This is a genomic window from Thauera sp. AutoDN2, assembly GCF_051280715.1.
Taxonomy (GTDB): Bacteria; Pseudomonadota; Gammaproteobacteria; order Burkholderiales; family Rhodocyclaceae; genus Thauera.
On record NZ_JBNCAR010000053.1, the window covers coordinates 1 to 9,591 of the forward strand.

The 9,591-nt window shown below is 63.3% G+C and carries 10 protein-coding genes; 4 read left to right on the top strand and 6 right to left on the bottom strand.

The window, feature by feature from the left end; all coding sequences use genetic code 11:
- Nucleotides 1-545 precede the first annotated feature (545 nt).
- Genes ACPT9U_RS16705 through ACPT9U_RS16720 form a run of 4 tightly spaced genes read left to right on the top strand, consistent with a single transcriptional unit; the run spans nucleotide 546 to nucleotide 5,622 of the window.
- Nucleotides 546-1,892 carry a hypothetical protein gene (locus ACPT9U_RS16705; protein WP_435751773.1) on the top strand — a complete coding sequence of 449 codons (1,347 nt, stop codon included), beginning with the start codon at nucleotides 546-548 and terminating at the stop codon, nucleotides 1,890-1,892.
- Nucleotides 1,893-1,896: 4 nt separating this feature from the next.
- On the top strand, nucleotides 1,897-3,795 hold the full coding sequence (locus tag ACPT9U_RS16710) for an SNF2-related protein (protein WP_435751774.1): 1,899 nt from the start codon (nucleotides 1,897-1,899) through the stop codon (nucleotides 3,793-3,795).
- 52 nt (nucleotides 3,796-3,847) lie between these two features.
- On the top strand, nucleotides 3,848-4,612 hold the full coding sequence (locus ACPT9U_RS16715; RefSeq protein ID WP_435751775.1) for a DUF3883 domain-containing protein: 765 nt from the start codon (nucleotides 3,848-3,850) through the stop codon (nucleotides 4,610-4,612).
- 50 nt (nucleotides 4,613-4,662) lie between these two features.
- On the top strand, nucleotides 4,663-5,622 hold the full coding sequence (locus ACPT9U_RS16720) for a DNA-methyltransferase (protein WP_435751782.1): 960 nt from the start codon (nucleotides 4,663-4,665) through the stop codon (nucleotides 5,620-5,622).
- Between the two features lie 587 nt (nucleotides 5,623-6,209).
- Here the strand turns inward: ACPT9U_RS16720 and ACPT9U_RS16725 are convergent.
- From ACPT9U_RS16725 to ACPT9U_RS16750, 6 genes are all read right to left on the bottom strand, one after another.
- Nucleotides 6,210-6,335, bottom strand: a complete 126-nt coding sequence (locus tag ACPT9U_RS16725; RefSeq protein ID WP_435751776.1) for a hypothetical protein — start codon at nucleotides 6,333-6,335, stop codon at nucleotides 6,210-6,212.
- Nucleotides 6,336-6,427: 92 nt separating this feature from the next.
- Nucleotides 6,428-6,625 (bottom strand): DUF4926 domain-containing protein, encoded by a 198-nt coding sequence (locus ACPT9U_RS16730; RefSeq protein WP_435751777.1) that lies wholly within the window; start codon nucleotides 6,623-6,625, stop codon nucleotides 6,428-6,430.
- A 189-nt stretch (nucleotides 6,626-6,814) separates the two neighbouring features.
- Nucleotides 6,815-6,943 (bottom strand): hypothetical protein, encoded by a 129-nt coding sequence (locus tag ACPT9U_RS16735; RefSeq protein WP_435751778.1) that lies wholly within the window; start codon nucleotides 6,941-6,943, stop codon nucleotides 6,815-6,817.
- A 19-nt stretch (nucleotides 6,944-6,962) separates the two neighbouring features.
- Nucleotides 6,963-8,477, bottom strand: coding sequence for an NYN domain-containing protein (locus tag ACPT9U_RS16740; protein WP_435751779.1), 1,515 nt, complete (start codon nucleotides 8,475-8,477; stop codon nucleotides 6,963-6,965).
- 162 nt (nucleotides 8,478-8,639) lie between these two features.
- Nucleotides 8,640-8,867 carry a hypothetical protein gene (locus ACPT9U_RS16745; protein WP_435751780.1) on the bottom strand — a complete coding sequence of 76 codons (228 nt, stop codon included), beginning with the start codon at nucleotides 8,865-8,867 and terminating at the stop codon, nucleotides 8,640-8,642.
- Nucleotides 8,868-9,049: 182 nt separating this feature from the next.
- Nucleotides 9,050-9,591 (bottom strand): HAD domain-containing protein (locus tag ACPT9U_RS16750; protein ID WP_435751781.1); only part of this gene is annotated, 542 nt, incomplete at its 5' end.

The following is a 9,591-nucleotide window of genomic DNA, read 5'->3' on the forward strand; positions in this document are numbered from 1 at the left end:
TAGTTATGTGCAGGCCGCAGGCATCGCGCACCAACGCTGCGCTCGCGCGATGACGCGGCCCGCACCGAAACTGTTCATAACTGGGAGCTGGGCATAATGTCCGTTATGGATAGCTGTTCATAACGGCCATGACCTGCCGGTCGCCCATCCGCCACGGCTGCCGTTCAAGCGGCGGCTCCCGTTTGAAACCGGCCGGACAGCCTACGCGAACTCATCGACCTAAGCAGCCGGTTGAGATATTGCCCTCGGAGTACCGCATTCGGATATGAACAGTCGCTGGTGGTGCAGCGAAAAAGCCGAAGAGCATTACATGGATTTCGACCCGAAGTTCTGTGGTAACGACCGTGTGGCGTAATGCCCTTAGGTTATTGCGCCCTACGCGGGCTGCGCCGCGTAACCGGTTGTTCAGGTAGTCTACGCCCGTGTCGCGATGAGCTGCTCCATGTCGTCGGGTTATCACTCGAAATGCCGCTCGCCGCCATGTCCGCCACCGCACTTGCGCTTTGCTTGGCGGAGGTGTCCACCAACTTTAGGGAGCGTCGCCGATGGCCGAGAGCAAGTACAAGTTCAATCTGATCGACAGCACCACTCGCAAGCAACAGATCGAGCAACGCGCAACCGAGGCGCGCAAGGAAAATCGCACCAAGCGGGAGATGAAGTTTCGGGGTGGCCGCGAACCGCTGGCCATTATCCAGATGACTATCCACCATCTACTTTATCGGCTGGAAAATTTCCGCACCATTGGCGATCAGATGAGCCAGGTCGCCTCCGGCAAGGTCGACGAGAACCTCTTCGATCCGTCGCGGCGGGAGGACGTCAGCGCGCAAGCGGCACAGCATGAGATTTTGTTCAAGCTAGCCCAGACGGGTAGCGGCGAATCGATCAAGGCGATATACGACGAGCTGATCCGGGTGAAGGAGCAGACCGATGAGCTGATCATTTCCGCTGACGGTGTGGTGGTCAATGGCAACCGCCGCCTGGCTGCGATGCGCGAGCTGCTCGCCGGTGATGTCCAGGCGTTCGCCGGCTTCGAGAACGTCTCCTGCGCCGTGCTGCCGGAGTCTGCCACCGATGAAGAGATCGTCTCCCTTGAGATCGAGCTGCAGATGCAGCCCGACACCAAGCTGCCCTATGACTGGACCGCTGTCGCCCTGGCCGCTCGGGAGTTGAAGGCGCGCCACTATTCCGATGAGCGGATCGCCGGCATGATGAACCGCGACAAGGAGGAAATCCTCAAGCTGGTCAAGATGATCGATGGTGCCGACCTGTACCTGACTGATCACTTGGAAAGGCCGCGCGACTACAACTCCCTGGAAGAGACGGAACAAGCGTTCAAGCAGATCGCAACTCGCAACCTTGCTAAGACGGACAACCCGGCGTTGCGTGAGGTGACCCGGCGATTCGACTTCCTGCTGGTGGAGAAGCGCGACAAAATCGAGCTTCGGGCCTACGAGCTGATCAACAACATCGAGGGCAACCCCGAGCTCTTCCTGGACCACATCGCGGGGGTGTGGGGGGTGGATCTGAGCCAACCGCCCGATCAACCGGTCGGCAACCTCGAGATTGACTTCGGCGACGAGACGCCGGTGGGTGCCCAGAAGAACTACGCGGCGCTAGTGCGCTACATCGACGACCTGGCTGACGACGACGATGTGCGCGAGAACGCAGCGAAGCAGGTGGAAGAGGCTTCTGTCACCGCTGGAGAACAGGGGAAGCGCAAGGATCTAGCGGCGCTCAACTTCGCCAAGGCCGCGCAGAAGAAGCTCGGGGCGATCAACTTGCGCTACGCCAACCAGTCGACCTTCACGGAGCTGCGCACCGTCCTGGCCGGCTGTGTGACGCAGTGCGAAGCACTGATGAAGGAGATCGACGCTCGCCAGGCGGGGAAGTGACGCCATGGCCACCATCGTTTTGCGCTACCAAGAGCGTGGCTTGCAAGGCGTATTCGAGCGCGGCACGGGCATCAGCTACAGCACCTGGGTGCGATTGCGTGCCTTTGCGCAGGACGCGGATCCAGCAGGCCGTATCAACGACCAGAGCATCGAGATCGCCTGGCGGCATGCCCTGCACGTGCTGCGCGCCGCCGCCGGCTTGCAGCGGCAGCTCGGCTTCACGTTCGAGACGGACGACTCATCGCGTGAACGTGTCCAGCAGTTCATGCGCGAATACCGGACCGTCCGTCAAGCGGCCAACACCGTGCGCCTGGATGTCACAGAAGAGCAGGTCCGCGCTCGCTTGCAGGAACTGGGTTGGGACGGCCAGACCCATGATCTGAAGGACTACCAATCGCGCGACTTGCGCAGCTTGCTGGCGTTGGAGAATGGCGCAAACTTCTCGGTGCCCGGCGCCGGCAAGACGACGGTGACGTTCGCGCTGCACCTGCTGGCGCCTGCCTTGGTGGACCGTCTGCTGGTCGTTGCACCGCGCAATGCTTTCATGGCCTGGGAAGAAGTCATCGACGAGTGCTTGACCGAGCATGCGCCCGGGCACGTGCGGCGGCCCTTCGTCCAGCTTGTCGGCGGCGAGGCGCGCATTGCCGACCTTCTGCGCACCAACCCACCCCGGATGCTGATCTCCTACGACCAGCTGGTGCGGGTGGAGTCGCAGATCGAGGAACTGCTGTCGCGCCATCGGGTGCATCTCGTTCTCGACGAAGCGCATCGTATGAAGGCGGGCGCTGCCTCCCGGCGCGGCGCCGTACTGTTGAGACTCGGCTACCTCGCCGTGCGGCGCGACATCCTTACCGGCACACCGATGCCCCAGCGACCCGCGGACATGCAGTCCCAACTCGACTTCCTGTGGCCCGGTGCGGGGCTCGGTGCCCGAGTGTCCGCCGGCGAAGCGCCGCGCTCGGTCCTCGGCAACCTCTACGTCCGGACCACCAAGCAACAGCTCAACCTGGGCGAGCGCGAGCGCATCGAGGTGCCCGTGACGCTCACCGATGCCCACATCGCTTTCTATGCCGTGCTCAAGAGCGACGTGCACGCCCAGGCGAGCCTGCTGCGTCAGGGTCGCCGAGGCTTCAACCTGATCCGTGCGCGCCGATCGATCATGCGGCTGTTGCAAGCCACGGTCAATCCGCTGCTGCTCGCCCAGGACTTCGAGGCGGCGGCCGATGCGGGACGCAGCGAACTGCTGCAGGCCGTGATCGCGGAAGGCCCGTCCGCGCGGGTGCTCAAGGCTGTCGAACTGGCACGTCAGCTCGCCGCGGAGGGACGCAAGACACTTGTCTGGACCAGCTTCCGCTCGACAGTCGAGCAGCTGCGCACGTTGATGCCCGAGCTCGAGCCCGCGGTCATCGACGGCAGCACCGGCATCGGCGACGAGGACGACGATTCGACGAGGCAAGGGCAGATCCGGAGATTCAAGACAGACCCGCACTGCATGGTGATGGTGGCTAATCCAGCTGCCGCATCCGAGGGCATGAGCCTGCACATGGTCTGCCATGACGCCGTGTACCTCGACCGCAGCTACAACGCCACGCATTACCTGCAATCGATTGACCGCATCCATCGGCTGGGATTGCCCGAGGGAGTGATCACGCGCGTGTACATCCTGCAGAACCGCCTGCCCGCGGATGTCGGCTCGATCGACTTGTCGGTGGCCAGGCGTCTGGGCGTGAAGATTCGGCAGATGGAGCAGATGCTCGGCGACGTGGATTTGCACGAGCTCGCCTTGGACGAGGAAACCTCGGGCAGCGACCTGGAGGACTCGATCGACATCCGAGACGTCCAGGACCTGCTTGAGGAGATCGAAAGACGCGTGCCGCCAGAGCTCGATGCGATCGTCGAGTAGCCTGGCCGGCGCCAGCCGCTTGCGGCCCTCAGCGGTGGAAGGCTGGCGCGCAGTGAGCCGGCAGCTGGCCGCCGTTCCTCTGGAATCGTTGGTTACGGCGGTGGCGCGCTTGAAGGCCAGTTATGCCACCGCAGGCCTGGACTACGCACCAGTCCAGGCCATCCTTGAGGCGGTCGGTCCTGCGAAGGACTCGGTCTATGCGGCGTATCAGGCGATGATAGAGAGCGAGGCGACGCTGCGGCCAGCCTGGCTGTCTGTGCTGCCGCGCGGGCGGCGGGCATTGCGGGACGCGCTGACGGCCGACGCCGGCGAGTGTTTCCGGCGTGCGGGGGCGTTTGACGACCAGCCGGCCGTGGAGGTCGTGGCCTTTCTGGACCGCTTGGCCAACCTGGCGCGCGCCCAAGCCAACCTGCCGCTTGTCGAGTCGGGTCGGCACGCCGAGCGGTTGTCCTTCGAATATGAGCTCGCGCTCTGTGCCGACATGCCGGGTGCGCCGATAGTGGAGTGGGTTGCCCTGGACGACAACTCGGCTGGATACGACATCCTCTCCAGCCGCCTGGTCGAGGGGCATCCGTTGCCGAAATTGGTCGAAGTCAAGTCCTGCCGCGAACGGCCTTTGCGACTCATCATCACACGCAACGAATGGGATACTGCCTGCAGGCATCCAGAGGCCTACGTCGTTCACTTCTGGGACCTAAGTGCCGAGCGGCTGCACGAGCTGTCGTGGGGCGATCTGCAGCCTCATATGCCAGTCGATCAGGGGGACGCCCGCTGGGACAGTGCGACGCTCAGCCTGAAACGGTTGCACGGGATATGAGGCAGATCTATGATCTCCGGAATTAGGAGATATCTGTGAGATTTCAAGAGATGGGCGAGGTCGCTACATACAAGTCGTTCAGGGGCGTCAGAGAGTGGCTCGCTAGACCGCATGCCCATGCGTCTGCGGCGGTATTTGAAGGCGCATGCGAGACGCTGCTGAAGAGCTTGGCTGACTCGTCTGTGAACCTAGTCGTCTCATCGCCTCCGTACTGTATGGGCAAGGCCTATGAGAACCGGCGCGACAATTTGGACGATTTCGTCGCCAACCACAAAGCGATCCTTCCGGAAGTCTGTCGCGTGCTGAAGCCAGGCGGAAGTCTCTGTTGGCAGGTGGGCTTTCACGTGTTGGACGGAGTGTCCACGCCGCTGGACTTCCTCGTCCATGAGATCATGAGCAAGATCGACGGCATGAAGCTTCGCAACCGAATTGCATGGACCTTCGGCCACGGCTTGCATTGTCAGACGCGCTTCAGCGGTCGCTATGAAACGGTTCTTTGGTACACCAAGGGTGACGACTACACCTTCGATCTCGATGCGGTGCGTGTGCCCCAAAAGTATCCGGGTAAGCGCCACACGGACGGTCCCAAAAAGGGTCAGCCAAGCGGCAATCCAGCTGGCAAGAATCCTAGCGACGTGTGGGAAATCCCCAACGTGAATGCCAACCATCTGGAGAAGACTGAGCATCCGTGTCAGTTCCCCGTAGGACTGGTGCAGCGTTTGGTGCGAGCGCTGACTAAGGAGAGAGATGTTGTACTCGACCCCTTCTGCGGCGTGGCCTCTGCCGGGGTTGCTGCGCTCCATGAGAAGCGGCATTTCATTGGCGCGGAAATAAACGAAGAGTACGTGCAGCTCGGTCTCGAGCGGCTACGCGCCACTCTCAAGGGCGAGGTCCGCTTCAGACCTGCTGATCGGGCGATCCCGGAGCCAAGCCCAACGTCTATCGTGGGCCGACGCCCCCCGGGCTTCGCAACCGGAATCGACACCTCGGATGCGATCGCACTGTCCTGACTAAAGCACGCATACTTTCTGTGTGAAGTTCGAGGGCTTGCGCTGCCGGACACTCCGCAAACGCGGGCAGGCGTGCATGCCGCGACGACTACCATCACTTAACGGTCAACTCTGACGTTAAATGACAGCTTTCCTCAAACTTCAGCGGCAGCTTTGGGTCGGTGGAGGTTGTCCGGTCGCCAAGCATCAAACGACTGCTCAGGCCGAAGAGTACGCAGCCAGCAACCCATCCGTGCGACTGCTTCACTCAGAAACCTGCCGCTGGAACTCCGGAGGTGGTGAACGTCTCTTCAGGGTCGGTAGTTCCAGTTCGCCGGACGGAGAAGCCGCCGTTCGCCCTCGCCTGACGCTCGAACGGCAGGTGACCAGCAGATTGCTGCCCGACTTCACCTATCAGGCCACCGGCAGCTCAGGCCGAGTCGCTTCCGTACGCAGTCCGGCAGCTTCCGGAGTGGAGAATCCGCTCCAGTGACAGGTCTTGCCGATTCCTGAGCGGCAGGTGATGGCCGAACGCAGCCATTCATGGAGTCGTAAACTCCCTATCTGCTCCGGCCGATATGCGGTGGCAGACACGGCACCCGTCGGTGTCACTTCCCGGCCCCCAACTTCTCGAGCGGGCGCGCCGCTACGCCCAGGGCGCGCAAGTTGGCAGCGTAGCAGGTGAAGAGCGGGATCTGGAGGCGGGTGGCGGCGTCGACTAGAACGCGCTTCATCTTCGCGAGGCGCTCCGGACCGCTGTGCGCCAGCGCGTTTCGTCGAGGATGACCAACGTGGGGCGGCCGGCTTCGGCTAGCAGGTCGGCGGGCTAGGCTGGCGAGTGCTTCAGTTCCATCAGTTGGTCCACGGGAATGGGCGTAATCGCGTAAGCGAAGCCGTTCAAGTCGGCGAACTCGACGAGAACATGGTCGCGATCCAACTCCTCGACCACCGTTCCAACCTGACCCCTCCCCACTCGCTGCTCTGGAAACGCGCACAGCGTGGCGACTACATCAAGGATTCTCATCGCGCTCTCCAACAATGAAGCTCGTTTTCACCACCCGGCTCGTCATCGCCCGCAGCGCGCTGGCGACGATGTCCGTTCCTGCATCTGAGCGCCTAGGAATCGGACCATGTGGGCATCACAAGTTCGGGAGACTGCGGTCGCCGACCCTGGCTCACGCTAGTCCCGACGGTGGTCCTTGTATTTCTTGTCTTACGCGCGATGGGTTGTGGCATACCACGCCAGTCCCACCAGGAACGCAGTCGCGAGACCCAGCGCCAGCAGCGACTCGATTGCCATCTCGGCCTCCTTCTCGCCCCCTACCTCTGTGAAGGCTAGCACAGCGAACAACACCGGCAGTTCAGCTACACGCGCCGACAACCCACCGCATGATTGCCGCCTCCACCACCGAGTCGATCACCATCTGCTCACGTAAGCACAGCGACTTGATGTTGTTGGCTGCCTTTCGCGCCAACGTCATCGCGTCATCCTCCCCCCTTCCGAAGACGTGACCCCGGAAGAGCAACCCCTGCAGGATCCAGTTCACGTTCTGGCGATTGACCGGTCGCCCCTGCGCCCGAATTCGGTCGCGAAGGCGCTTGCCGGTCTCGGCGATATCGAACGGATGGTCCGCCAGGTCGGCTGCGAGCAGGCGAAACAGGTTCTGATAGTCGGACGGAGGCCATAGGGGCGCGTTGGTGACATCATGGATCTGCGAGGCGATTGGCAGGAGGTCGCCATCCACTCCCCAGTCCGGCGCGGCGTTTCCGTTGGGTTTTGTGACATTGAGCGCCGTAAGGCGATGACGAGCCGGGTCGTAGATGCGCCCGCCGGCTCCCGCCCAATCGACTCTCAGCGGGGCCAGATCAAGCCCTTCCACCATCTTGCGGAACGTGCCCAGACCGTTCCAGTCCTCGGCGAAGGAGCCGTGCTTGGCGGTGATCAACTGTGCAATGCGCGCGCATGCGACGGGCTGCGCCGATGCATTCACCTCGTCCCGGATGAGCCGGGTCACGGCAGCCATTTCGTCCTCGACCTTCACCTGCCGGGTGGCTGGCGCCGGTTTCGCGTGACGAGCCGGGTCGAAAATGACACCGCCGCCCTCCCAGCTTACGACCAGCGGTGAGAAGTTGGATTCGTCCACCAGTTTTCGAAAGCTTCCGAAGCCCGCCCACGTTGTCGCGTCGATGCCCTCGACTTCCCGGAGAACGGCTGAGGCAAGATGAGAGAGGGAAAGCGGGCCGGAGGACTCTCCCACCTTGCGGCGAATGAATTCGCGGGCCGTGCGCACGACGTCCGTCGTCGCGGGCGTTGGCGCCGACTCCGGTGCCGGCTCCGCGGCCCCGCTTTCCTCGTCCTGGAAGCCCAGTGCATCGCGGACGAAGGCGTCCTGGTCGATCAGCAGGTCAGCGGATGCCCGATAGGCCGCGGACGGAAATCCGATTGCGAGGACCGTCGTGCGCCGGTCCCAGCGGCGCAACTTGCGCAGGACGGGCGTGAAGTCCGCGTCCGCCGAGAAGACGATGAACTCGTCGTAATGCGCTTCGTGCTGCAGCAGATCAATGATGTCGAGCACCATGTGGATGTCGGTGCTCGTCTTGCCCTCGCTCGTGAGCGAGGGGCAGTCGATGATCTCGAAGCCGGCGAGGTTGAACGACGGACGGAACCGCTGATAGACCTGCGGATTGAGATAGCAGCGCCGCACCAGAACTCGACGTCGTGCGTCGCTCGGGGCGTGCTCGGGAAGCCCGAGGGACTCCACCAGCCATTGCATCCAGCGCTGCGGCTTCTGCGCGAACTGGTCGGCCATTGCCGGGTCGAGCCTGCGCAGCCCGGAATAGACGTTGTCGAAATCAACGAAGAGTGCGCTCTTCAACCGTTGCTCCGTTCTTCATGATCTGAGCGAGCAGCATATCAAAATCGCATGCAGGCGAGCGGTAGTAGAGGCCTCAGGGAGTTCGCCGATGCGGCGCACCCGGAACCCGGACAAGGACCGTCGGGCCAGGTGAGCACCGCGCAGGAAGTCCGTGCAATTTCCTCAAGCCGTGCCGCCGCCTTCGCGCCCGGCGCGCGAGCGGCGCTTGACCAGCGGCCCGGCGAGCACGCCGCGCCCGCTCGCCTCAAGCGACGTGGCAGAGCGCAGCGCCTGCGCAAACGCCTCGTGAGTGCGCTTGAGATAGGTTCGGGCGGCCTCGATCCGGGCGCGCTCTTCCGCTTCGAGCCCGACGGGCGCCGACGGCGGCAGGGTTCGGTGGCGTCTTTTCATTACTCGGATCCCGAGAATGCAGAGGCCACGTTACCCCGGCGGTTGATCGCCGTCGAGAGATTCGTCCTAATGGCTGACGTAGGCCGGTATCAGGCGCAGTCACGGGTGAGTGCGGGTGCGCCCCGCGGGATGTTCTCTTGCAGGCAGCCCCCCGGCCGACTGGTCGGGGTGCGGGAAGGCGATCAGCGCCCGCTGCCAGCCACCCCCACTGTCATCCGACCACCGTCTTCAAGCACGCGCCGCAGTGTTGCTTCCTCCTCGTCCCCGAATCCCTGCCTGCACAAGATCAGGTTCTGGCAGTCCGCGGGAAACAACCGCGCGTCGTCATCGAGCGCCACCCAGGGGCACCCATCGAGCTTCCGGCCTTTCAGGTAGTGCAGGATCTCCATGTACCGGATCGGCTCGGGCGTGTACCCCACCGGGTACGCGCTATAGGTGCGACGTTGAAGCTGAGGCGTGTGCCCGACGATCCTCGCTCGTAAGGGCGCCGGCACCGCGTCCCATTCGGCGGAGTCACGTAGCAGGCGCCACGAGCTCGAGACCACCAGCTCGACGCCGGGATGGTCGTCGAGCACGCTCAGCAGACGAGGCGTTTCCCGAAACGCCACGTCGTCTGGACACGGCCAGTCCGGATGAAGCACGCCGTCGAAGTCGAGAAAGAGGATCATCGCGTCCGGAACCAGGGTCAGTGCCACGCGGGGGGGGGGGGGGGGGGGGCCCCCGA